Origin of the sequence: Rhodococcus koreensis, from assembly GCF_900105905.1 — a bacterium.
Taxonomy (GTDB): Bacteria; Actinomycetota; Actinomycetes; order Mycobacteriales; family Mycobacteriaceae; genus Rhodococcus_F; species Rhodococcus_F koreensis.
On the sequence record NZ_FNSV01000001.1, the window covers coordinates 103,914 to 128,659 of the forward strand.

Below are 24,746 nucleotides of genomic sequence, written 5' to 3' on the forward strand. Positions count from 1 at the left end.
ACCACCCGTCCGCGACCACCGGACCTCAGTCTGGGCCGGATTCGTGACGATCAGCGGCCGAACTGGGGCCTACGCAGGGGACCACACCCACCTGGTTAACGCGTAGACGGTGGCCCGAGGAGTAGACGTACAGGCAAATCACCGCCACATGGAGTACCGCACCACTTCAGGTGAGGTTCGTTCTGGCGCGCAGGCTTCTTGTATAGCCGATCGAACCGCTCACGGGACGCACCGCACACCAGGAGCACACCATGACTTCAACCGCCGACAAACCCATCGATACGCACCTGATCGGTATCGTTTACGACGCAATTCGCCGCGATCTCGGCCGCGCATTCGACACGTTGTCCACCCCGATCGATGCGCGCCGACGCGTCCTTTTGCGGACCACCTCGTCTGGACTCTTGCCTTTCTCCGCCGCCACCACGCCAGTGAAGATGCGAGTCTCTGGCCTCCGGTCCGACAGCGCTCATCCTCCGCGCAGCCGCTGCTGGACGAGCTGGCCGCTAGTCATGTCCGCGTCCACCACGCGGCGAGTGCTGCCGAACGCGCGGCCTGCGCCTACCGCGACTCCGGCACCGTGGGGGCACGCGACGACCTCCGGGGGGCGCTGGAGCGACTTTGCGCGGTCCTGCTACCCCAGATGGGGCGTGATGAAGATGAAGCCGCACCGATCGTGGCCGCAACTATCACAAGCGCCGAATGGGATGCGTGGATCCACGACCTCCTCCGTACCAACTCGCTGGCCGAGCTCATATGGGAGAGGCTCTGGCTCACCGACGGTCTCGATACCGAACGCCGGGCCATCACCGCGCATGCCTTCCGTGTATGCCACCGGGTCATCCCCCCACAGCGCTTTCGTCCTGACACCCCACCACCGCATCCGGGTGCTCTGAACGCGTCCATCACGGTGCGAAAGCATGACCACAGTTCGATCCAACACCGCTCACATCTGAGCCGAGCAACCTCCAAGTTCTCCCATTAATTGAGCTCCACGAATCCGCAGAGGAGGCGCTTCCCACCCAAATCTCACCTAAATCCGATCCACCGCAACACTTCACCGCACCGACTACAACCCACACGTTCCGGCACCGTGCCGGCCTCAGAAAGGCAACAGCAGTGAACAAGAACGTTCTCCGCGCATCCCTCGCCACCGCCGCCATCATCCCTGCGATCATCCTCGGAATCGGGTCCGGCACAGCCACCGCCAAACCAACACTCATCGGCGACCCGGGTGCTCCCGTAGATATCCAGCTCAGCAGCGACGTACCCGCTGCAGCCCCTGTACCGGAGTCCTGGTCCTGTGCCGTCCTCCAGGGGCTTAACCTCGGCTTCGAGTCGGGGAGCGGACTGAAGATTGGGAACAAGGTTCAAGTCAACCCGATGATCGGGGACTGGAATACGGTGGCACCAGTGACTGGTTTCTGCCTCGGCAGTCAAGGGTTCACATCGATCCCGGGATCTCCGCAGTAACCGCGAACCCGATCTCCACCCACCTGTCGCCCCAGACTTCTCGGAGGGCGACAGGTGGGTAACCGCGGTGCACTGCATGTTGACCCGGTGATGGTCGTAGCTACCGCCGCAAACCCGCGTGCGAACCGTTATAGAAATACCGGAACCGTTTATCGGGCACAGACACGAATCGAACCGGGTGGTCGATTTTCTGTGCCAGCCCTGCTTACGATCAGGACGTGGCCAGAGTCTGGCCGTTGGTCGGCCGCGCGGAGGAACTAGGCCTGATCAACGCCGCCGTGACCGGAGCCGACGGTTACCGCGGAGTCGTGATCGCCGGCGCCGCAGGTGTGGGCAAGAGCCGCCTCGCCCGAAGAGCCCTCGCCGACGTCCACCCCGGGCGTTGGGAATCGCGATGGGCGCGAGCCACCGCCTCCGCCAGGGCGCTCCCACTCGGCGCGTTTGCCGAATGGACCGGCGACGGCACTGCGGACACGATGTCCGTTGTCCATGGCGTCATCGATCACCTTTCCGCTCACCCGGCTGGGGCAAGGACAGTGATCGGCGTCGATGATGCACACCTACTCGACGACCTGTCAGCGTGTGTAATGCTCCAACTCGTACAGCGGCGACTGGCGCCCGTCGTGGTGACCGTCCGCACCGGTGAACCGGTCCCCGATGCGGTCAGCGCACTCTGGAAAGACGGTCACCTCCAGCGCATCGAACTCCAACCACTCTCTGAACAGGAGACCGGGGACCTCGTCGCCACAGTCCTCGGCGGCTCACTGGACCCCATGTCCACCCGCCGACTATGGGGTGTCACCCGCGGCAACACCCTGTACCTGCGCCATCTGGTCGAACAGGAACTCGCCCGCGGACGACTCGCCCCGAGCCCTGAAGCGCCCGGACTCAGCGCGGGCGTATGGGTGTGGGATGGTCCTCCCACCGTATCTCCGGGACTGGCAGACCTCATCGGAGCGCAACTCGACGCCCTTCCCCCCGAGGTCGGCACCGTACTCGACGTCCTCGCCGTCGGCGAACCACTCCCCGAACAGACAGTAGCGGACCTCACCGATCCCGAGGCCGTTGAACAGGCCCATTCAGTTGGGCTTATCACCGTTGACCGGGGCGGCCGCTACCCGGTTCGATTGGCGCACCCGCTCTACGGCGAAGCCCGCCGCGCCCAGGCCACACCCCTACGACAACGACGGATCCAAGCCGACATCGCCGAAGCCCTTGGCGCGATGAAAGATTCCGACGTCCGCGACCTCGTACGCCGCGCAGTCCTGATCCTCGAGTCCGGCTTCACCGCCGACCCTGTCCTCCTCACGGAGGCCGCGACCGCATCACTATCGTTGTTCGACCCTGAACTCGCGGTACGACTGTGCAAGGCCGCGATCTCCGACAGCGCCGGCTACGAGGCCCACCTCATTCTGACGGTAGCGCTGACCATGCTCAGCCGTGGCGATGAATGCGAACAGGTCCTCACAAGGCTGCTCGACCAGCCCCTCACCGACGGGCAGCTCGTGGACGTCGCATATCTTCGTCTCGCGAATCTGCTCTGGATCCTCAATCGTCCAGAGGACGCCGAATCCGTGCTCCGGGAGGCGCGCGAAATGACGGCACCGCACGGTGCACTGGCCGGCGGCCTCGCCATCGTTCACGCATTCAAGGGCCGCCCGATCGACGCGGTCGAAGCCGCACAGGCCGCGCTGCGGGTGCCGGACCCGCCGGAGCTGTCTCAGATGTGGGCGCTAGGCGCCCTCCTGATCACCTTGGGTGATATGGGAAGAACCTCAGAAATTGCCCCCATCGCCGCCCGCGCAGACGACCTCATGACCGGCTCCCCGCGGGTTTCGATAGTTCGTCTTCCCTTCAGCGAGTTCCACACAAGAAGCTTGAGGCTAGCCGGATACGTCCATGAAGCCAGCGCCGTCACCACGCGAATCTATGATGAGACCGCCGATGGAACCGGGTGGGCGCAGGGATTTCCCTCCATACTCTTGGGACAAGCCGACCTCGCGGCGGGGCGCCTGGGCGCGGCACGGAAACGATTGGAACAACGCTTCACCTCAGTCGGAATCCCCGTCGGCTACATCCCCACCATTTGGTACTGCTCGCTCGCCCAGGCCCAAGCGATGTCCGGAGACGGCACGAGCGCAGCGGAAACCCTGTGTGCACTCGACACCTGGTCCCGGACCACCGTCCCGTACCTGAGGCCGGAGTTCTTTCTCACCAATGCCTGGGTCTCCGCCGCAACAGGTGCCACCACCCAGGCGATCGCACTCGCACACCGCGGCGCCCGATCCGCTGCAGAGCATGGCCAATACGCCCAGGAGGTGATGTGCCTGCACACCGCGACCCGGTTCGGGGACTTCACCACCGCCGACCGCCTCCACGAGCTTGCCCAGCAGGTAGACGGACCCCGCGCCCCCGCCGCCGCCCTACACGCGACCGCGTTGGCCGCCGGTGACACCGTCGGCCTCCTCGACGCTTCCCGTCAGTTCGAGGATATGGGCGACCTCCTGTCCGCCATGGACGCTGCCGCGCACGCCGCCACCACTCACCGTCGGCACGGCCGCAACGGATCCGCCCTCACCGCCGCCACCCGCGCTCGGCGACTGGCAGACGCCTGCGACAGTGCCCGCACTCCCGCATTGACCGAGGCCCTCCAGCCGTCACCGCTAACGGCCCGGCAACGCGAAGTAATCACCCTCGCCGCGCAAGGACTGTCGAACAAACAAATAGCCGAGAAGCTGACCCTGTCGGTGCGCACCGTCGAAGGACACCTCTACCGCGCCTCCCGCAAGACCGGCCTCACCGGCCGCGACGACCTCGGCGACACCATCACCTGAGACGGTGCACACCTGGCCCGCGGGAATCAACTGGAGTAGCCCACTACTCCACCCCGCCCTGCGCGGCGAACGCACCCTGAAAACTATGACCACACCACTCACCCCCCGTGAACAGGCGCTGCGTCGACTCCCCCAGCCCTACTCACTCGCCCTACGGTTGCGCGACGCCGGCGTCGCCGAAGACCAGATGTGCACCTACCTCGACATCGACGTCCACGCCCTCCCACCGCTCCTCGAGATCGCCGACGCGAAACTCACCGCCGCACTCCGCACCACGCCAAAACCCGAACCGGAGGAACAACCATGAACGGCTTCAGAACTGGGCTGATGGACGGCGCACTGCACGCTCGATTCGCCCCCGATTTGCTCCTCCGCACTACCCGACAGATCGCCGTCGCGGGTGGGGCAGACTCGATGTGGATACCCGATCACCTCAACGGCGTGTTTCCGTCGTCGATCTGGAACCCGAAGTACCTCGGCGTGGCCAAACTCGCGCCGCGAGCGGACGCAATCTACGAACCCTGGACCACCCTGGGCTACATCGCCGCACAGAACCGGATCACCCGATTGAGACTCGGTGTGGGGGTTACCGACGCCGGAAGGCGAAACCCCGCCGTGACGGCGCAGGCCGCCGCCACACTTCATCACCTCAGCCGCGGGCGGGCCATCCTCGGTATCGGCCCTGGCGAACGGGAAGGCAATGAACCCTACGGAGTCGACTGGGCGAGGCCGGTAGCACGATTCGACGAGGCGATCGCGACCATCCGCGCCCTGTGGGACTCGGGCGGCGCGCCGGTGACCCGGGAATCGCAATTCTTTCCGCTCCACGACGCCGTGTTCGACGTCCCACCATGCAAGGGCGGGTGGCCGGAGATCTGGGTTGCCGCGCACGGCCCGCGGATGTTGGGCATCGCCGGCAGGTACGCCGACGCCTGGTTCCCTTCCTATCCGCAACAGCCGAAACAGTACGGCGAAAAACTCGTCGTGATCAGGTCGGCGGCCGAGGACGCTGGACGTGATCCGTTGGCCATTACGCCGGCAGCCTTGTTCTTCGTCTTGACCGCGGGCAGCAGCGCCCAGGTCGACGAGATGGTCGAATCGATCGCGGCCCGGGCATTCGCTCTGTGTGCATCCGCCGAGGTGTGGGCTCGGCACGGCGTCGAGCATCCAATGGGTGCTACATTCTCCGGCATCCAGGATTTGTTGCCGCAGACCATCGAGGAACACACCGCCCTCAGCTATGTCGAACGCGTGCCGCTGTCGTTGGTCCGTGAAACGTGTCTGGCCGGGACCCCGTCGGAGATTCTGGATCAACTGAGCGAATGGCGCTACAACGGCCTCCGATACGCCGTCATTGCCAATATCGGTCCCGTCCACCCAAGACTCAGCGTCGGCCTCGGCTCCTCTCTACCCATCGTGCAGCTTCTCCGTGGTATGCGCCGACTGTGACAACGCCTCTGACACCGTGCCTCCCGCCGCGCTTCGAACTATCCGCTATCGGAACGGTGCACTGAGGTGTCCGTGGAGGCAGTGGAGCCTTGAGCGGACCCGGGCGGATATCGACGGCTTTCACACCGAAACCGGACGGGTTAGTCATGTCTTATGACCGAGAATCCGGGAACCTGCGCGGGTCTGTCTGTCGGGGATATCGTCATGCTCCATCCCGAGGGCGTCTCGAAGTTCAAAATCCTGTCCGTCGAGGACGACCACGCTCTGATCGAGAGTGTCATTTCGGCCCCGGGAAAGTTCCCGTTCAGCGTCGCGGTGAAATTCCTCGTCCCGGCACCGGACTGAGGGCGCGGCTGACTTCATCCATCGGCGGGATCAGTACGCTTGCCGGGTGTCCACTCCATCGGGCGGTATCGGCACCGACGACAGCCGAACACTGCCGCCGTTGACCACTCTCGGCGTCTCGGCGGAACCGCACGTCATCACCGCCCCGGCGCGGACCGGCACAGATATCGAGCTGCGCATCCACACCCGTCTTACCGCGTTCGACGTCGTGGCCGGGCCGTGGGCGCCGGCCGCATCGGGGTTCGCGGTCACGGTTGTCGTGTACTTCGTCGACACCGCGACCGGTCGACCGCGATATCTCCCGATCGCTGAGCCGCACGAGTGGGCGAGGGCGATCTTCTCCGCCATCGACGCACGGCAGGGGTACTTTCTCGGCGCGGTCGACCCGGACACCGGCGAGCACCGGGACGGGCAGCTCGCCTATCGGCTCTACCTCGACCCCGCCAGACGGGCGATCCGCGCGCCCCGACAGGTGGTCGCGTGCCCGCACTACCGACTGCACTCCGACGACGACGGTCCCGAGATCCGGATCGCCACGACCGCCTGACCTCCGGTCTGCGAATCGCCGTGCCGGACAGGAATACCGAACCCCGTTTCCCGAGCCCGTTCTCCTCGGTACGGGGACCTACTTCGCTGTGCGCCCGCCCCGGGCGACGTCCTCGCTGCTAGCCGCGGTCCGCGCAGGCCTGCTCCCGCATGGTGACACGCGCGAGCATCTGCTCCATCTGCGGCCACCCGAGCCGCTGATCGGCTGCGATCATCCCGGCTCGAGTGTCGAAGTCCGGTTCGAACGCGGTGAAGATCTTCTGAGCGGCGGGCGCGAGAACATCACGTTCGACCGCGAAGACGGTCTCGCGCGACCAACGGTCCCCGCTGTCGGTCGGGTCGGGATCACCGAACAGTTCCACCAGCCGGTTCCGAACGTAGCCGAGCTGTTCGAGCTCGGCCGCGGTGTAGAACTCGTGTACCGAGGTCACAGGGTCCCCTCTTCCTTGCCGTTCGTTTCGACGTCCTCATTGTGCGGTGCGCTGCTCTGCTCGCTGTTCTTTTCCCGGCCCCGCGGGATGTCGACCTCGTCGTCCGTCAGTCCGAGCAGCTCCGCGACCTTGCGCTCTTGGGCTTCTCGGTCCGCCTTGATCGAGGGCGCATACTTTCGCTGCGCCGATTGCTTCGTGATCCCGCCCAGTGCCTCGCCGATCACCGTCCAGCTGATCCCCCGGGTCCGGGCGACGGACACCATCTGCGCCAGTGTCGACTTGGCGCGGACCGTCGCCTCGTGTTGCGCCCGGATCGCGTCGACGACCTGCTCGTTCGTCACGGTTCCCACGATCTTCTTCGACTCAGCCACGTCCTCATCCTGCTGACAAGTCAAGTACATGTCAACAGAATACTGACGCCTAGCGTGGGGTGTTGGGGGTCTGTGCTGCAAGCCCCGCGAACTTCGGCCAGCTCGCAGGGACAATCGGCCTATGCGGCTGATCGCGCCGATGCTGGCCACGGCCGGCCCTCCTCCGGACGACGAGCGGCCGTGGAGTTTTGAGATGAAGTTCGACGGGTGCCGGGTCCTGGCGTCGGTCGGGGGCGGCCGCGATCCTGAGCTGTGGACCCGCAACCTCAACGTGGTGACCGACTCGTATCCCGAGGTCGCCGAGGCGCTCGCGGTGGCCTTCGGCAGCGCTGAACGGATCGTGCTCGACGGGGAGATCGTGGCCCTCGATCGGGGTAAGCCCAGCTTCAATCTGCTCATGCGACGGATGGCCGTGGCCCGCGCCACAAGGCCACTGCAGAAGCGAATCCCGGTGACATACCTACCTTTTGACGTCTTGGTCAAAAGCGGCGAATCAATCATGACGGCGTCGTATCTGGACCGGCGGGCGGAGCTGGCCACGCTGGACGCGGCGCTAAAGGACGTCGGCGGCCTGCCGATCACCGTCCCCCCGCATTGGGAATCGCAAAGCGGGCGAATCATGCCAAATGCGGCCAGGTCCGCAGGTCAAGAGGGCATCGTCGGGAAGAGATCGACGTCGATCTACCTTCCGGGTCAGCGCAGCCGGGCCTGGGTGAAGACCGCGATCCGCCTGAGGCGGGCGATTTTGGCCGCCGGCTTTGTTGGTTCGAGCCGGTCGGTGGCCGCCGTGATTCTCGGTGCCTACGATGCCGAAAGCCGGTTGGTCCCGGTCGGTGTGGTCTCGTCGGGCCTGACGATGCTGATGCGCCGTCAACTCCGGGAAGACTTCCGAAAGCTGGAGCGGCCGGCCAGCCCATTCGCCGAGCAAGGGCCACCGCCCGCCGAGGCGCATCCCAGTGGTGTCCGGTGGTTGGACCCGGTCATCACGCTGGAGATCGAGTATCGCGAGTACACCGGGCATGGTGGGCTTCGGCATCCGAGCCTCAAAGGCCAGGTCTTCGACACCGATCCTGGCTCGGTTCGGGTCGAGGACCTGTAGGGACTCCAGAGGAAAGCCGCCGGCACCTTCCCCGGTGTCAGCGGCTCCTCATCCCTGCCGAGAACGCTGCGCAGTGCAGGTCTTACCCGGTTCGGGGTGACGGTGACGCCATATCGCCTCTCGGCAAGTGGTCGCTCGCAGCGACTGTTCTGATGTGGTACGCGGGGTATGCCCGCCACCGTCAGCCCTTTTCAACATGATCGGACGTGGCGATATTCCGAGTCTCGGGCGTGGAATGTGGCTGGCCAGGTGGGCTGAGTAGCCGCCGGTCGGGCGAGTGGTCTTGCGAATGTGGTCCACCTCGGTGGCCGGGTGTCCGCACGTGGTGCCAGCAGTAACGGGGGGCGCACCGTCATCGATGGTTCAGACAGGTCGGGAGGACCAGGAGCAATAATGTTCGGGATATTTACTGATATGGCCGATTGGTTCTCGCTGCACGTCCTGCAGCCGACTCAGCACCTATGGCAACCGTTGTTGCAAGCATGGATGGATTGGCGGTACTGACAACGTTCCGGCCCGGAAGCATCGACGAAACCGGAGAGCTGACGGCGGGTGCTGCGGCGATCGCCGCGTGTGAACCGGTAGTTCGGCGATCCGCACCTCGGGCCGAGACGCCTACGCACGTGCGCACTTCGACTCCTGGTCGAGCACGCCCTCCCCGTCGATGACGCCATGGGCGAGCGGGCTCGGTGTGTGGAGCGGGTCGGGTGTGCCGATCAGGGGGTGGTCGGGGATCGGCTCACCGAGGATGGCCAGGCCGCCGCGGTGGATGGTCAGTCCGGTGATCGAGGCGACCAGAACGACGGTCTTGTCGTGCACGACCAGGGCGATCGTGGACGCGGCGACGTGGTCGGCGCGCAGTTTCCACACTCCGCGGGCGCGCTCCCACAACTCGTGCGGGGTGAGGTCGCGGTGGTACCCGAGGTGTGTGCGGCCGAGGGGGTCGTCGGTGTCGGCGGGTGAGGATTCGCCGAGCGTGACCCGGACTGCCGGGATACGCGGTGGGAGCTGCTTCGATCGGAATCCCCGCAGCTCGGACGACGCGCCCCTTTCGCGGTCACGGGGAAGGTGCGCGAAGGGCGGATAGTGCCTGCCGTGAAGGTCGATCGGCGGCTGCTCCCCGGTCGCGGAGAAGCGCTGTTGTTCACAGAACTGCAGGCGCCGCTCGACATCGTCGTCCAGGGGTGTGTCGAGGATGTCGAAGCCGAGTTTCTTCAGCGACCACCCGATCTCGGAATTGTGTCGGCCGGGAAGATGAGTGCGCCGGAAGTCGCCGGCATCGTCCGGCACCGCCGAATGCAGCTCGTCCCGGACGCTGTGGGGTAGCGCGGCGAGGATACGCAGCATGCACGCACCGAGCAGGCTCGATGTCGGGTAGCTCAGTTCGGGGCGGTGCTCGACGACCGCGATGGCGACGTACACGCTGACCATCCGCACGAAGTACGCCTCCACCAGCGGGAAGATCTCGTCCCACCACTCGACGATCTCGCTCGCCTGGGCGCAGAACCGGGCGTAGTAGGGGTCGGCGTCGAGGAGGGCGACCGCGGCGCCGGCCGAGTCGTCGACCGCGTCGAGGATCAGCCGAACGTGCTCGGTGATCTCGCACTTGGCGCATGGGTGAGCGAGCACCCGGAAGGTCGACTCACTGGACCGAAAGCTGCGATGACCGCAGCTGTACACGAGGCAGCCGGGAGCGACGCAGTACAGGCATGCGTCGACGTCCCCGTTCTTCCACATCGCGGGCGAGCACCGTTGCAGCGGGGTCTCTCGCCACTGGTGACCGACGGGGCATCGCCACCACAGCATTTCGTGAGACGAGACCGGGATCGAATCCAGGTCGATCCCGGAATTGCGGGCCGGATCCAGCTGCCGGAACAGCTCTGGGTACTTATCTTTGAAACGCACAGCCCCCCTCGGATCTATGTCGCGTGCTGAGACTTTGTCAGTGGGCAGCGTGGAAGGCGTGCTCGATCTCTGCGGGGATGCGTCCGCGGGAGGAGAGTTCGTAGCCCTGCTCGATCGCCCAGGTGCGGATCTTCTGCGTTTCGCCCCGTGGCCGCTTCGCCGTGGTGGGGTGGGCTGGCCGGTCCGAGCGGTGTTTGCGGCCGCCGACGCGGATGGAGTGCGTGATGTAGTAGTCGAGCACCTCGCGGAACTCCTTCGCGTGCTCGTCTTTCAGGTCGATCACGTATTCGACGCCGTCGAGTCCGTAGCTGATGCTCTCGCCGTCCTCCCCGAAGTCGGTGCCGTCGATGTCGTCGACCAGCTCCACCACGACCTTGCGTGCCACAGATTCCACTCCTTGAGGTTCTTGGTACGGACCAGCTGACAGTACTGGCAGTTATTTCGCTCTTCGTGCGGTGTCTTTGGCGGTCACGCTTGCGCTACGCGCCTCGGCGAGTTCGGTGCGCAGCTCCTCCGCACGTTCGCGGGCGGCCTCTGCGTGGGCCTGGGCAGTGGCGAGATCCGCTTTGGTGGTGGCGAGTTCGTCGCGGGCCGTGTCCGCTCGCGTGCGTTCTGTCTGGGTCGCACTCCGCGCCTCCGCCAGATCGGCCTCGAGTCGTTCGATGGTGGCCGCCGCCGCCGCGGCCGCGCGGTCGGCGCCGGCCTGGGTCTGCAGCATCTCCCGATCCAGCTCCGCGATGCGGGTGCGCTGGGATTCGATGATTCGATGTTGTTCCGCGGCCTTGTCGCGGTACTCCGCCTCCGCCGCCTGCATCCGCTCCTGCCCGCGGTCGAGGACCGCGGCGTGTTCCTCGGTGAGGGTGGACAGCTCCTCCTGGTGAGCCGCTTGCAGCGTCTGCACCTGCTCGGCGTGCTCGCGCTTGGCTTCGACCAGTGCGGCCGCCGACTCCGCGGCCGCCGACTCCGCCGCGTCGGCTGCCGCGTCGGCGTTGGCCCGGTCGTCGAGCGCGGCGTCGAGCCGGGCCTGTGACTGTTCGAGTTCGGCGGCCGCGTCGGCTCGCACCTTGTCCGCGGCCACCTGGGCGCGGCGCAGGTGAGCATCTATCACGGCGGGGTCGCCGAGTAGGTCCACCGCGCCGGTGATCCGGTCGGTGACCGCGGTCAGCTTCTCGAACGCGTTGTCGGCTTCTTGCCGCAGCAACGGCAGGAGCTGCGTCAGCGTCGCCGCAGCTTCCCCTGGGTCGGTGGGCAATTCGGCCTCCGCCGCGGCCGAGGCGGTCTCCTGCTTCTTCCGGTCCCGCCAGGCGCGGACGCGGTCGGCGTTCGACTCGTACACCCGGGGCCTACCTGGCTTGTTCTCGCCCATTGGGCGCCTCCCGTCATCGGCAACTCAGAAATCGTAACATATTTCATTTCATTACGTTTCATTACTGTGGCGAACGTAATGAAAGATATATTTGTGTAACGCGCTTGACAATGGAGGCGGTATTGGACCGGGAGGAAGGGACTGCAATGGACGCGACTTACGCCCGCTCACGTCGTCACCAGCGACGCCGTCGGCCTCGGCGGGCGCCGAGATTCATCGTGATGGCCTCGAATGATGACGAGAGCTCTGGCGGTGACCCCATTGCCAGCTACGCCCTACCCGACGGCGACTCCCCGGCCGGCGTCCTGGCCGCGAACGGGGTGCGGGCTGTAACGGCTCTTGGTTAGAGCCATAGCAAGCGGTTCCGAGCGTTAGCGAGGGAGCTTGCGTAGTTGGCGTACTAGGGAAACGGGTTAGATTTTCCATTCTTGCGACCGGTCGCAGGGACCTAAGTTCCGCGCAAAACGGGGGTCGCAAGGATGGCCTCGATTTTCTGCGCCCCATGAGCTATGTCACTGACGCAGATGACGCAAGGACGCCGGAGGCGGTTTTGCGTCGTATCGGTGGGCCCGCCGAGCGCAGCGAACGGGGTCATCGCATCGGTGTTGGCGTCAGGGTCTGTCGACCGTCACGTAATTCCCCAGGGGTGTCCGTCACGTAATTCCCCATGCTCGGGCGTGCTGAGTCGAGGGTAACCCGAGCGGACGGGGTGCGGATCAAGTTGCGCTGGCGGTGCGGTGTCCGGGTCGTTTGCGGGGTCGGTAGGACGGTCCGTCCATCAGGGTTTGATGGCTGGTGTTGATCAGCCGGTCGAGGAGGGACTCGGCGACGACCGGGTTCGGGAACAGCGGATACCAGTCCTTCGGGGCGCGGTTACTCGTCAGAATCAGGGGTTTGCCGGCGATCGCACGATCGGAAACCAGATCGTAGAGGTCATCGGACTGGGTAGTGGTGTGCTCACGCATCGCGAAATCATCGATAATCAACACCAGCGGCCGGGTGTATTCCCGCATCCGCTGACCGATGGTGCGGTCGGCATGGCCGCCGGCCAGATCGGCGAGCATGCGGGAGCACTTGACGAACCGCACGTCCCCACCACGGCGGGCGACATGATGCCCAAGAGCTTGTGCCACATGGGTTTTGCCTACTCCAACGGGTCCGTAGAGAATGACCGACTCGCCGGCGTCGAGCCAGCGCAGCGCGGCCAGATCCCGCAGCATCGCCGCCGGGAGTTTCGGATTCGCGGTGAAATCGAAGTCCTCGAACGTGGCCCGTTGCTCGAACCTCGCCCGCCGCAGCCGGCGGGCCAGCGCCGCGGTTTCCCGGCGGGCGATCTCGTCCTCACACAGCACTTGCAGGAATTCGAGGTGCCCAAGCTGCCCGTCCCGGGTCTGGGCGAGCCGGGCATCGAGCGTGTCGAGCATCCCGGTCAGCTTCAACGTTTTCAGCGCAGCCCGCAGGCTGGGGTCGTGAATGGTCATGACGATTCCTAAGGTGAAAGTAATTGGTGTGCAGCATGTGTCAGTGGCAGCGTTCAACACTTCAGGCGGTGCGTTCGGTGTCGAAGGCATCGGGTCCGCGCAGGAATGCCGGCGCCGGTGCGGGGGCTGGTGCCGGCCGTCCGTCGTGTTCGGTGCCGGCGGCGAGGATGCCCTTGACGGTGCGGTAGCTGGGGTCACCGACCTCGAGGGCGCGGGCGCAGGCCGCGTCCAGGCGGGCGTCGTCGTAGCGGTCCCGCAGCCGGATGATGCCCTGGATCGCCCGCAGCCGGTGCAGCGCGTTGACCTGCGATAACTCGGCGACGATCGCGACGGCGCCGAGACCGATCTGCTCGGCCTGCGCCCGGCACCAGGACACCGTCTGCAGCGTGTAGGCGATCTTGTGCGGAGGGTAGTGCTCGGGGTTCGTCGACCGCCCCGACAGGTGCAGCACGTGGGTGGCGACCACCTGCTCGGTGTGGAAGATCTGCACCACGTCGCCGCTGGTGCGGACCAGCACTTGCTGACCGATCAACCGCCAGGGCACCGAGTACAGGGCCTTGCCGGCCTTGACGTGACAGTCCGGGGCGACCTTGCCGACCTGGTAGCGGACCGGGTCGAATGGTCGCGGTGGAAGTGGTGTGAGACGGTGCTTTTCGACAGCATCGAACACCGCTGTCGGCTGCGCTCCGTCGAGACCACGATGGTTATGGCGACCGTAGACGTCGGTGCACCAGGCCAGAGCGGCGTCCTGCATCTGCGCCAGCGAGGTGAACTCGCGGCCCTTGAAGTACGAATCGCGGATATAAGGCATCGGGCGCTCGATCCTGGGTTTATCCTTTGGTTTTCCGGCGCGAGCGGGGTCGATCAGCAGCCCGTAGTAGGCGGCGAGTTCGGCATAGGCGCGGTTGATCTTCGGGTCGTACAGATCCGGCCGGTCCACTCCGGTTTTGAGGTTGTCGCACACGATCCGGGCCGGCGTGCCGCCGAAGAACTCGAACGCGGCCACGTGCGAGGCGCACCACGAGGACTGGTCCATCCGCAGCACCGGCTGCACGAACAGCATCCGCGAACAGGTCAGGATTATCGCGAACGCCCACACCGCCACCCGGCGGTCGGTGGCCGGATCCCGCCACATCCCGAGCTTGCCGTAGTCCACCTGAGCCTCGTTGCCGGGAGGGACCGCACCCCGGAGCACCGTCACCTTCGGCTCCGCCACCTGATCGGCGAATTGCGCTGCCACATAACGTCGTACCGTCGACTCAGACACCGCGACCTCGTGGTCGTCACGTAGGCGTTGCGCGATCGTCGCGACCGTCACCGACGCCTTCAGCTGCGCGTCGATCCAGTCGTGGTGCGCGGCGATCGCCGGCCACGTCACCGCCCGCGCCGCTGGGTCGCCGACCTCCGGAAACCACCCGGCGATCAGCTCCCGCCAGAGCGCCTCGTCGAACTTGCCGCCCTCGCCCGGCGTCAGCCCGGCCGCCAACGCGGGTGCCAGGTATTTCCGGATGGTCTTGCGGTCGATTCCCAGGGCCGTCGAGATCTGCACCTGAGACCTTCCGGCATCCCAATGCCGGAACAACTCCATCAGATCGATCATCGTCCACGTTCTCCTTGCCACCGTCAGGCCCCTTCCCGGGCCCGTGTCGGTGGCCCAGTCAGGAGCGAACCTGCAGCAGCACCCCAGCCCCGGCCGACACGCCCCAGGGTGGGGAATTACGTGACGGCCGGGTGGGGAATTACGTGACGGACAAACCCCTCAACCTGGGGAATTACATGACCGCTGACAGAGTCACACGGGCCGCAGCGGGTCGTTCCTGCAGGCCCTGCCGATGGACAGTTGTACGGCGGTAGTGCCGTTGCCGTCCGGTGACGAAAGAGAAGAACCCGCACCGGGAGGCAGAGCGCGGGTTCTTCGTGGAGCTGTGCTGCAGTTGGCCGGCGTCAGCGCAGTGCGATGCGATCGCGTTGTCGGCCCGGGCCGCGGGGAGCTCCTCGCTACGTCAGAGGTACGAAGCGCAGCGTCCACGGACCCCTCGTGTTCTCGATTTTGAGGGTCACTGGTCCGGTGGAGGGGTAGGTGGTGACACCGGACGTCTCATTGGCGTTGATGAATGCGGAACCCGTCGATCCGTCGCGATTGACCGGCTTGACGATCAGATGACCCGAGGTGTTCGTGTACTGGACGGTGTAACCACCTGGTTCAAGATTGGCTGTCAGAACAGACTCTCCTGAGCCACTGAGCTCCACCGGCACCGTGGGAGCGGGCACAGCAGTGCTTGTGGAAGCCGTTGGCGCAGTCAGCGCATTGATCGGGGCCGGCTCGTTGGCCTTGGTTGAGGCCTGGCACGCGGTTCCCGCCATGCAAACACCTACTGCCACCACGGCAGCGGTCACAACTTTTCTCACTCAATCCTCCTTGTTGCCGCAGACGCTACAGCTAAGCGAGATCGTCACTCACCGACACCTATGACCTGGGTCCACTGGTGCGACGCACTGCCGAGCTCCTCGGGCTGGGGCGCGATCAGGGTTGCGGGCTGTAACGGCCGAGGAATGGGCGGATTACCAGCTCACGACGTACGGAAGCCCAGCCGACGAAGACTCACCCCACACCGGTTTGACCTGCATATATGCCCATTTTTCCGCCTTTACTACGGGAACCTCGAACGGGTGGCGAGCGATCGGCAATGGCGAGTCCGAGGTCGAACCGGGCTACACAATTGTGTGGCGTGCCGCTCTCCCGGGCGCGATGCTCGCCGGTGGCTCTGCGACACGACTCGCGGCGGCGGCAGGAATCAGCTGAGAGAGGGTGTACCAGATCCGAGACGGTCGCCGCTGAACGAACGGTTCGCCGATGTTTCAGCAGCTCTCATAGGCATGGCAAAGGGCGGTGGAGCGACGAGCGCCGACAACCTGGCGCGTCACAAACATGTGTCGAAAATGCTCGCAAGATGGTTTTTCGACACATGTTCTCGACGCAAGTTTCCGCCAGTGGTGAGCTCGTCGCAACTGTGACTCCCGGCGCTATCTGGCACGTTTTTGCCGACGCTATTTGGCACGGTGCTGTCTGTGAGGCATCTTCAGTCGCGGCACGCTGGCGCCACGATTCATGGCGAGACGGGATCCGAGGTCGAACTGCCGGTGAAGCTTGCCTGGAACCTCCTGTCCTGTGGGTGTTGCGTAAGCGGATCGCTGACGGGGCATCCCGCATCATCGGGAGATGACTTCACGGCGAGCATCGACTTATTCAAGCCATTTCTTGCAGAATGCCAGAGTTTCAGAAACCTCTTTGCAACCAGCAGCTTCATTTGCAGGAAGCTTGTTTCGTGGCCTTCCCCATCGCGTGTGAGGCGGACCGTCTGCCGTAGGGGGTAGCTGGGAAACCGAATTGTCGAGATGTCCTGTCTCGTTGCATATGACCTGAGTTGCACCAGGTGAGCCGGGGATTACTACCGTAGAACCCGCGTCAGTCAAAGACGGGACGTACGTAGAACATGACGAAGGGCCCCGATGCGCCCGGGAAAGTTCCATCCAGGTCATACGCACCTAAGAGCGCACCGTCTTTGCCGACCATCTGCGGCATTTCGCCAAATGGAGAAAATTTGCCTCCGGAACATACGTCACTGCTAAAGCAAATCGAGGCTTGCCGAGTGTTATCGAGGATTAGCTTGAACGGTCTCTGTGCAAAGAAATGGACGGTGCTCCAAACCGAATGAGGCACTGCGTTCGCTCCGGACACTGCGCCAACGAGGCGCACATCAGTTGACGAGCACATCGGCAAGGTCACGAACGCTCGCGCGCCTGTAATGGTCATGCCAGGCCGTTCCTCGGCGCTGTTAAACGGCAAGAATCGGACGCGGTAGCTGCTTCCCTCCTGCACCGGGATTTGCAAGGCGTAGCCCCCATTAGGCGGAGGACTATCCGTATACGCGGCGTCCCGCGCAGAGACTAGTTGCGTGCGGAAGTCCACGCCTTCATTGAAAATCGAGTTATTAAAAGCTGGCACATCGCCTTGCCCATAAGGAACCAGTGGGCGATCCGGCCCCCAATCGGCGGCGAGGGCTGGCACGGGCTCTTGGCACGGCTCATCGTCCGGTTCTGGGCTGGCGACGGTACTTTCTTCGCGAAGCGATGTCACCCATCGCATGACCGGCGGTACGGCTACGACTGCTATAAGTAAGAGTACGAGCATTGTTATGACGGTTGAAGCCGTTCTGCCCTCGAAGCGAAACTCGAGAATGTGTTTTTCTAGCAATTTGAACCAGGGCACTGGGCCAATAGCGAGGAATAGCGGAAAAACGATCGCTACCCGAGGTATCAGTGGGAACTCTAAGAACGTGAGGAAATACCATACGAGCACACAAATAATTAGCGCAGCGGCGAACCATGCGATCAGCTTCCGAACTATGTCCCTGTGCGTCCCGGGACTCTCAGATCCTTCGGACGATTCACTATCCTTCACCGCGCGGCCCCCTTGCCAGGACGCCCGCTAGGTCCCGCCTGCCAAGCCGCTACCTGCTTTTTCCGATCTTTGCTGTGCGGGTCCTTCTCGTTGGATCTTCGTCCTTCCAAGTGTGGATCAACCTTATGCTTCTGAACTTTCTTCGACTCTTCTTCGGGGTCAGCAAACGGATCAAACTCGATTTCCCACGCCCTCGCCATTGCGTCCCGGAACACGATGCGATACCTGTACACGAATAGCGGGGGGCGTTCATAGTCGATCATTAAACTGTCATTTGGCTTGACCTGACCAGTCTCAAGACCTGGCACGTCCTTCATCCACGTGCTCGCGTTGTCCCATTTTTCTGCGAGCACAGGAAAGTCCTTCATCTCTACCGAGCGAAACACGCCGTCTTCCCTAATCATAGGAACCCGCGGTATTGCGTCTTCGAGTTTGATGCGGTCGGCGATCGTTTTAATGTTGTAAATCGTCTTATCAGAATAGTTGAACACCGTCACTTTCAGGCGTTCCCTATCAGTGATGACGATGCGCACGTGCTGCGCCTGCGCCCTGTCTTCCCTCCACTTGTCATAAAAGTAGTACGTCGCAGCAGCTGCGAATGACAAACCGGTCAGCAGTGCACCCGCCCACGCAGCGAATGTGCCCCATACTTCGGCGCGCATCGGCCAATGTGGCAGGTCTCCAAGTACCGGCTCCCAGTCCACTAGCGAATTATGGCAGGTCGAGCTGTTCGAACCCTGCATTTACACCGGAAGCCGAACGCCGATCGGACACGTCCCGAAGCCGGCCCATGACCGGAACGCGCTGAGCTGCACGGTCTCGATAGCCCCGTCCGGTGAAGAATCCCGAATCGGGGCGACGAACGGGACTCCGCCAACTGCTCTGGATAGTTATGCACTGTTTCGGCTTGTCTCTCATTCGATCCTTTCTCGGACACTCCCGGACTCACACGGGCAGTGTTCGGCGACCTTTCGTTATCGAATCGTTGAGTGTCGCGAAAACCCGTCCGAAAACTGTTTGTAGCTCAATACTTCCTGTCGTCGGGTTCTGCAACACTGTGCCGCTGTGAGCACACTTTTGGGGTACGCGAGGGTCTCGACCACCGACCAGGATCCGACACTGCAGACGGACGCTCTGAAGGCCGCCGGGTGTTTCAAGATCTGGACCGATGTCGCATCGGGAGCCAAGACGGACAGTGTCAGATTCAGAAGGCGGCTGCACCGTCATCTGGGGTTTTGCGACCTCGCGCAGCCGACTTCTGGCGATTCCGGTTCAGGAGTGGAGTGCACGGCTGCAGCGAGCAAGTGCGGCGGAAGGAGCAGGGCCGCCGGGAAAGGTGTGTTCCGCCGCCGAGGGGACATATGGACGGCTTACCGTGAGCGTGAGGGCTTGGACAGAACTTTCACTATTCCGCGATCGAGGTGGGACCCTCGGCCTTCTTGCTGGTCAACAATGCGCGAGCACTTTCCTTGCCGCATGATGTCGTCGCCCACCGACCCAAGGATTGCATGCGTTGATCAGCGTCGGCGATATCCTTGAGGGCACGCCATCGAAAGGTGAGTTCAAGGTTGATATTGGACTGGTCGTGCCGCCGGGACCAGTCTGCGGGGATCGGTGCCGACGGAGTGAGTAGACCGTCCGATGGGTGAAGGTGATCCGCTCGACACTCAGCGGTATCCGCCGTCCCCGGCCGCCGAACTGGGTAGATCTGGTTTCGCTGACGTTCAGGAGATCGGCCGCGGCGGTTTCGGCGTGGTCTACCGTTGCACCCAGGCGGACCTGGATCGCACTGTGGCGGTGAAGGTGCTCACCGTCGAACTCGACGAGGAGAACCGGGCCCGATTCTTCCGGGAACAGCGGGCGATGGGCCGGCTGACCGGACACCCGAACATCGTCCACATCCTGCAGGTCGGTGCCACCGACAGCGGCGGTCCGTACATCGTCATGCCGTACCACTCGCAGGATTCCCTCGACGTGCGGATCCGCCGCCACGGTCCGCTGCCGGTGGCGGAGGCGTTAAGGCTCGGGGTGAAGATCGCAGGTGCTCTGGAGTCGGCGCACCGGCTCGGCATCCTACATCGGGACGTCAAGCCCGCGAACATTCTGCTCACCGATTACGGCGAGCCGGAGTTGGCCGATTTCGGCATCGCGCACATCACCGGGGGTTTCGAGACGGCCACCGGTGCCATCACCGGGTCGCCGGCGTATACCGCGCCGGAGGTGCTCGGGGGTGAACCGCCGAGCCCGGCGGCCGACGTCTACGGCCTGGGCGCCACCCTGTTCAGTGCCCTCACCGGGCATGCCGCGTTCGAACGCCGCAGCGGTGAGCAGGTGGTCGCGCAGTTCTTGCGGATCACCACGCAAGAGGTGCCCGATCTGCGGGAGCACGGAATATCGGACGATGTGTCCGCGGTGATCGCCCGGGCAATGTCCCGCGAGCCCGGTCAGCGCCCGGCCACCGCTGCCGACCTCGGCGAGGAACTGCAGGGTCTGCAACGCGCCCACGGCTTCCTGGTCGACGAGATGCCCCTACGATCCGAACCCGACACACAGGGCAACGACCCGCGACCGGGCCCCGAAGTACGACCGAGCCGCGCAGGTGCCTCCGCTCCCATCACGACGAGGAACCTTCCCCTGGAACTGACGAGTTTCGTCGGCCGCCGACACGAGCTCACCGAGGCGAAGAATCTACTGACCAGATCCCGGCTGGTGACGTTGACCGGAATCGGCGGTGTCGGCAAGACCCGGCTGGCGATGCGGATCGCGGCCGCTGTGCAACGCGACTACGCCAACGGTGTGCGCCTCGTCGAGTTGGGTGAACTGCGTGACCAGTGGTCCCTGGACGACGCCATCGCAGGCGCACTGGGATTGCGAGACCACTCGGCGAGGCCACTGCGGGAGGTCCTGATCGAGTTCCTCACACCGCGAGAGGTGCTGTTGGTCCTCGACAACTGCGAACACATGTTGGACGCCGTTGCCGAACTAGGCGAGGCACTATTGCGAGTGTGCCCGGACCTGCAAATTCTGGCCACCAGCCGCGAACCCCTGGTCATCGGTGGGGAGGCGGTGTTGCGGGTCCCCCCGTTGGCTGTCCCGGATCCGGGGCGGCGGACCTCATTGCGGGGGTTGCCCAAATACGATGCGGTGACGTTGTTCGTCGAGCGCGCCGCTGACGCGGTTCCGGGGTTCGCGCTCACCGAGGACAACGCGGGGACGGTGGCGGGGATCTGTCACCGGCTCGATGGGTTGCCGTTGCCGATCGAGTTGGCGGCGGCTCGGTTGCGGGCGATGTCGCCCGAGCAGATCCTGGGGCGCCTGACCGACCGCTATGCCCTGCTGACCCGCGGCAGCCGGGGTGCGCCGACGCGGCAGCAGACGCTGCGGTTGTGCATCGGCTGGAGTTTCGAGTTGTGCACCGCCGGTGAACAACTGGTGTGGGGACGGGTGGCGGTGTTCGCGGGAAGCTTCGAGCTCGATGCGGCGGAGCAGGTGTGCGGCGCCGACCTCGACCCGGGCGAACTGCTGGATATGCTGACCTCGTTGGTGGAGAAGTCGATCCTGATCCGGGAGGAATCCGGGTCGGTGGTGCGGTTCCGGATGCTCGAGACCCTCCGCGAGTACGGCCACGAGAAACTCCAGCAGACCGGTGAGGCTGTGGCTTTGCGTCGCCGGCACCGGGATTGGTACGAGGCGTTAGCGCTCGACGCGGAGGCTGAGTGGATCAGCGCCCGGCAACTCGATTGGATCACCCGCCTGCAACGGGAATACCCGAATCTGCGAGAGGCCCTTGAATTCTCCACCGCTGACGACCCCGCCGCCGGCCTGCGTACCGCCGCCGCACTGTACTGGTTCTGGCTCTCCCAGGGTCTCTACAACGAGGGGCGGCGCTGGCTCGACCAGCTGCTCGCCCACCACAGCGGTCAACCCACCCTCGAACGGGTCAAGGCCTTGCATCGGGCCAGCGTGATGGCGTCTGTGCAGGGTGATCTCGAGGCCGGGACGGCACTCGTGGAGGAGGGGCGCGCGCTCACCGCACGGGCAGGCGACCCTAGAATGTGCGCCCTCATTGCCTATGCAGACGGCGTACTGGCACTCTGCGGCGGTGATCTCGCGTGCGCATGCACTCACCTCGAAACCGCGCGCGCGGAGTCCCGCGAGCGTGAGGGACGCGCATTCGAAGCCAGCGTCCTGTATTTGCTGGGGTTGGCGTATGGGTTGACGGGACTGACGGACCGGGCGATTGAATGCCACGAACGTGTTCTCGCGATTACAGAAACCCTCGACGAGAAGGTGTATCGATCGCATTCGCTGTGGGCCCTGAGCCTTGCCGTGTGGCGACAGGGCGACACCGATCGTGCGGTCCAGCTCCTCGATCAATCGTTGGAGTTGACCCGGAAAGTGCACAGCCCCCGCATCGCCGCAGCCTGCCTCGAGACACTGGCTTGGATCAGTGTCGGACAACGCGACGCGCCACGGGCTGTGGTCCTGATGGGCGCGGCAGAAGGGCTGGCGCGGTCCATAGGCAGCACAGTGGTCATTCATTCCAACTTGGCTGTCTTCCATGAGGAATGCGAACGGAGTACCCGGCACAAACTCGGCGACACGGCATTCGCGGCGGCATTCCGCAAGGGCGAGGGACTTGGCTTCGATGCCGCCATCGCCTATGCCCTTCACGAGCAACCGCCGAGCACCTCTGGACAAGCCATCGGCGAGTCGACGCGACTGACCAAGCGGGAACGCCAAGTTGCTGCCCTGATCGCCGATGGCCTGACCAATCAGGCCATCGCTGCCCGTCTGGTGATCTCCCCGCGCACCGCGCAAGGGCATGTGGAGCACATCCTGGCCAAACTGGGCTTCAACTCCCGGACGCAGGTCGCGGCCTGGGTCGTGGACCGAACGCACGACTAGAACCGACGCAACTCATACGGGCATTACTAGCTGTTGTTGCGAAACCTGTCGTTCGAGCCTTTGCTTGTGCTACTTGTTCCTACGGCTGCACGCTGTGGCGCGCATCTCCACTCTCGGTAGCCCACGAGATGAGAAAGCGCAGAGCCTGCTGGGAAGGTGATCCGGGTGGTGCCGTCATGACCATGATCGACTGATCGGGGTCGTGTGGGCAGGTGAGTATCTGCCAATCCAACGTCAGATCACCGGCCACAGCGTGGTGAAATTGTTTGGTGCCGAACGTTTTATAAGCGACGTCATGTAACGCCCACCACTGACGGAAGTCCTCGTCGAGGACGGATAGTTCGCCGACCAACGCCTGGAGTTCCGGATCTGCGGGTGAATGAGCAACGTCCATCCGGGCGAAAGCCACACAGTTTCGGGCGGCGGATTCCCAGTCGGTGTAGAGGTCACGGATTTGCGGATCGAGAAAAGTCAGCCGCAACAGGTTGCGGTCCCTGAGCGGGAGCGTCCCGAAGTCGGTGTAAAGAGCCGCGGCGAGGCAATTCCAAGCCAGGACACTCATATGGCGGCCGAGAACAAGAGCGGGCGTGTCAGTCAAGTTGTCCAGCAGACGTTGGGTCTGGGGGTGCACCTGCTGCTGCACGCGTTTGCGACGGCGGGGCGCCTCGGATTTGTGTGCGAGCTGGTGAAGGTAGCGGGTCTCGTCAAGGCTCAGGCGCAGGGCGCGAGCAATGGCGGCCAACGCGGAGGCTGACGCACCGGCCAGCCGCCCCTGCTCGATGCGGGTGTAGTAGTCCACGCTGATGGATGCAAGTTGAGCGACTTCTTCCCGGCGCAGCCCGGTGACCCTGCGCGGGTGTCCGCTGGTTGGTAGGCCAACCTCCTCGGGGGTGACTTCGGCCCGACGAGCCCTCAGGAAGTCTCCCAACTCCGTGTGTTCCCCGCGGTTGCTCATGACTGCAATTGTCCCCTGTCGGCGCGGATGTTGGGTGGGCAAGTTTGTTCCCTGGAACCGGTATTGCCAGGAAGGGATCTGCTCTGCCTCGCGTGGGAATTGCGTGTGAATGTGGATGAGGCGTTACGAGGGCCTTCACTTCACGGCTCGGTCCTGATGCCCAGATTGATCCCCCTGAACCAGGAGAGTTAGAACTATGACAACCACGTCAGAGCAGTTTGTGTCGACGCTTGCACGGACACTCGCGTATTCGATGCGGACCCCTGTGCTACGCCGCCCAGACGAGGTGGGTCTCGCCTATGAGGACGTGACTTTCCCTTCGATGGACGGGACTCCGCTGGAAGGCTGGTTCATTCCGGCCGACTCCGACAAGCTTGTTATCGCCAACCACCCCATGCCCTGTAACCGGTACGGCTATCCGGGACACATCGAAGAGTTCAGCTTCTTCGCCGACTTCGAGGTCAACTTTCTCCCCGACTACAAGAACCTCCACGACGCCGGTTACAACGTCCTGGCGTACGACCTGCGCAACCACGGGCTCAGCGGAGCAGGGAACGGCGGCGTCGTCGGCATCGGACTGCTCGAGTATCGAGACGTGATCGGATCCCTTCGCTACGGTCGGTCCCGGATGAACATCGACAACTCCCGTATCGGACTGCTCAGCCGTTGCCTTGGCGCGGACTCCACTATCGTTGCGATGTCCAAGCACCCCGAGGAGTTCGAGAACGTCCGAGCCATGGTCGCGGTCCAACCGGTGTCTCTTCGGCCCTTTGTAGAGGTTGCCTGTGAAACGAATGGCATCCCGGGTGGCGTGGAGATGTTCGCCAAGGAAATCAAGAATCTGACGAGCTTCGACCTGGACGAGCTCTCCCCTCTGTCTTACGCCCCGGATGTGCAGGCTCCGACCTTTGTGATTCAGGTGCGTGAAGACTCCAGTACCCGACCGTCCGATGTGCAGGGAATCTACGACGCCCTCGGTACGCAGGACAAGAAGCTCTTCTGGATCGAGGGCACCACGCGCCGGTTCGACGGGTACAACTTTTTCGCTCAGCAGCCCGCGCAGATGCTCGACTGGTTCGATACCCACTTCGCCTGACGGGCGACCGGTGGCGCACCTGCCG

21 protein-coding genes are annotated in these 24,746 nt (G+C 64.2%); 10 read left to right on the forward strand and 11 right to left on the reverse strand.

Translation table 11 applies throughout. From position 1 onward, the window contains the following. The first annotated feature begins 1,119 nt into the window (after positions 1–1,119). The 6 genes from BLV94_RS00465 to BLV94_RS00490 all read left to right on the forward strand — a co-directional run bounded on the left by BLV94_RS00465 (position 1,120) and on the right by BLV94_RS00490 (position 6,648). Positions 1,120–1,473 (forward strand): hypothetical protein, encoded by a 354-nt coding sequence (locus BLV94_RS00465; protein ID WP_072949818.1) that lies wholly within the window; start codon positions 1,120–1,122, stop codon positions 1,471–1,473. Between the two features lie 218 nt (positions 1,474–1,691). Then, positions 1,692–4,307 carry a LuxR C-terminal-related transcriptional regulator gene (locus BLV94_RS00470; protein ID WP_074933439.1) on the forward strand — a complete coding sequence of 872 codons (2,616 nt, stop codon included), beginning with the start codon at positions 1,692–1,694 and terminating at the stop codon, positions 4,305–4,307. 85 nt (positions 4,308–4,392) lie between these two features. Continuing rightward, entirely contained in the window at positions 4,393–4,614 is a 222-nt protein-coding gene (locus tag BLV94_RS00475; RefSeq protein WP_072951776.1) for a hypothetical protein, read from the forward strand. Next, positions 4,611–5,756 (forward strand): LLM class flavin-dependent oxidoreductase, encoded by a 1,146-nt coding sequence (locus BLV94_RS00480; protein ID WP_074933442.1) that lies wholly within the window; start codon positions 4,611–4,613, stop codon positions 5,754–5,756. The genes BLV94_RS00475 and BLV94_RS00480 overlap by 4 nt, the downstream gene beginning before the upstream one ends. A 204-nt stretch (positions 5,757–5,960) precedes the next feature. Beyond that, positions 5,961–6,101, forward strand: coding sequence for a hypothetical protein (locus tag BLV94_RS00485; protein WP_244163397.1), 141 nt, complete (start codon positions 5,961–5,963; stop codon positions 6,099–6,101). A gap of 46 nt (positions 6,102–6,147) precedes the next feature. Then, the gene (locus tag BLV94_RS00490) at positions 6,148–6,648 is read left to right on the forward strand and encodes an N-formylglutamate amidohydrolase (protein WP_072951614.1); all 501 of its coding nucleotides are present in this window, start codon (positions 6,148–6,150) and stop codon (positions 6,646–6,648) included. A 118-nt stretch (positions 6,649–6,766) separates the two neighbouring features. On the opposite strand, the gene BLV94_RS00495 is transcribed toward BLV94_RS00490, so the two are convergent. Together BLV94_RS00495 and BLV94_RS00500 are read right to left on the reverse strand one after the other, a co-directional pair. Continuing rightward, positions 6,767–7,078, reverse strand: a complete 312-nt coding sequence (locus BLV94_RS00495; RefSeq protein ID WP_072951617.1) for a hypothetical protein — start codon at positions 7,076–7,078, stop codon at positions 6,767–6,769. Next, on the reverse strand, positions 7,075–7,449 hold the full coding sequence (locus tag BLV94_RS00500; RefSeq protein WP_072951619.1) for a hypothetical protein: 375 nt from the start codon (positions 7,447–7,449) through the stop codon (positions 7,075–7,077). Before BLV94_RS00500 ends, BLV94_RS00495 begins: the two co-directional genes overlap by 4 nt. Before the next feature lie 121 nt (positions 7,450–7,570). Here BLV94_RS00500 and BLV94_RS00505 point away from each other — a divergent pair, with 121 nt between their 5' ends. Next, entirely contained in the window at positions 7,571–8,548 is a 978-nt protein-coding gene (locus BLV94_RS00505; protein ID WP_072951622.1) for an ATP-dependent DNA ligase, read from the forward strand. A 615-nt stretch (positions 8,549–9,163) separates the two neighbouring features. Here BLV94_RS00505 and BLV94_RS00510 read toward each other — a convergent pair. The 8 genes from BLV94_RS00510 to BLV94_RS00540 all read right to left on the reverse strand — a co-directional run bounded on the left by BLV94_RS00510 (position 9,164) and on the right by BLV94_RS00540 (position 18,466). Next, positions 9,164–10,453, reverse strand: a complete 1,290-nt coding sequence (locus BLV94_RS00510) for a zinc-ribbon domain-containing protein (protein WP_143051280.1) — start codon at positions 10,451–10,453, stop codon at positions 9,164–9,166. A 37-nt stretch (positions 10,454–10,490) separates the two neighbouring features. After that, positions 10,491–10,838 carry a histone-like nucleoid-structuring protein Lsr2 gene (locus tag BLV94_RS00515; RefSeq protein WP_072951626.1) on the reverse strand — a complete coding sequence of 116 codons (348 nt, stop codon included), beginning with the start codon at positions 10,836–10,838 and terminating at the stop codon, positions 10,491–10,493. Positions 10,839–10,889: 51 nt separating this feature from the next. Continuing rightward, positions 10,890–11,819 carry a coiled-coil domain-containing protein gene (locus tag BLV94_RS00520; protein WP_072951628.1) on the reverse strand — a complete coding sequence of 310 codons (930 nt, stop codon included), beginning with the start codon at positions 11,817–11,819 and terminating at the stop codon, positions 10,890–10,892. Between the two features lie 716 nt (positions 11,820–12,535). After that, complete coding sequence (istB, locus tag BLV94_RS00525) at positions 12,536–13,300, reverse strand: IS21-like element helper ATPase IstB (RefSeq protein ID WP_074933444.1); 765 nt, start codon at positions 13,298–13,300, stop codon at positions 12,536–12,538. Between the two features lie 61 nt (positions 13,301–13,361). Then, the gene (gene istA / locus BLV94_RS00530; RefSeq protein ID WP_072951755.1) at positions 13,362–14,900 is read right to left on the reverse strand and encodes an IS21 family transposase; all 1,539 of its coding nucleotides are present in this window, start codon (positions 14,898–14,900) and stop codon (positions 13,362–13,364) included. Positions 14,901–15,298: 398 nt separating this feature from the next. After that, positions 15,299–15,709, reverse strand: coding sequence for a hypothetical protein (locus BLV94_RS00535; RefSeq protein WP_143051281.1), 411 nt, complete (start codon positions 15,707–15,709; stop codon positions 15,299–15,301). Between the two features lie 1,057 nt (positions 15,710–16,766). Continuing rightward, positions 16,767–17,114: a hypothetical protein gene (locus BLV94_RS48245; RefSeq protein ID WP_143051282.1), complete on the reverse strand. Its 348-nt coding sequence runs from the start codon at positions 17,112–17,114 to the stop codon at positions 16,767–16,769. Between the two features lie 644 nt (positions 17,115–17,758). Continuing rightward, positions 17,759–18,466, reverse strand: coding sequence for a hypothetical protein (locus tag BLV94_RS00540; RefSeq protein WP_143051283.1), 708 nt, complete (start codon positions 18,464–18,466; stop codon positions 17,759–17,761). A 361-nt stretch (positions 18,467–18,827) separates the two neighbouring features. Between BLV94_RS00540 and BLV94_RS51400 the strand changes: the two genes are divergently transcribed. Further along, positions 18,828–19,301 (forward strand): recombinase family protein, encoded by a 474-nt coding sequence (locus BLV94_RS51400; protein ID WP_083395398.1) that lies wholly within the window; start codon positions 18,828–18,830, stop codon positions 19,299–19,301. A gap of 102 nt (positions 19,302–19,403) precedes the next feature. Continuing rightward, positions 19,404–22,670: a protein kinase domain-containing protein gene (locus tag BLV94_RS00550; protein WP_072950141.1), complete on the forward strand. Its 3,267-nt coding sequence runs from the start codon at positions 19,404–19,406 to the stop codon at positions 22,668–22,670. Positions 22,671–22,749: 79 nt separating this feature from the next. Here the strand turns inward: BLV94_RS00550 and BLV94_RS00555 are convergent, their stop codons facing one another. Next, positions 22,750–23,625 (reverse strand): helix-turn-helix transcriptional regulator, encoded by an 876-nt coding sequence (locus BLV94_RS00555; protein WP_072950138.1) that lies wholly within the window; start codon positions 23,623–23,625, stop codon positions 22,750–22,752. A gap of 196 nt (positions 23,626–23,821) precedes the next feature. Here BLV94_RS00555 and BLV94_RS00560 point away from each other — a divergent pair, with 196 nt between their 5' ends. After that, entirely contained in the window at positions 23,822–24,721 is a 900-nt protein-coding gene (locus BLV94_RS00560; protein WP_072950136.1) for an alpha/beta hydrolase, read from the forward strand. Positions 24,722–24,746: the final 25 nt, after the last annotated feature.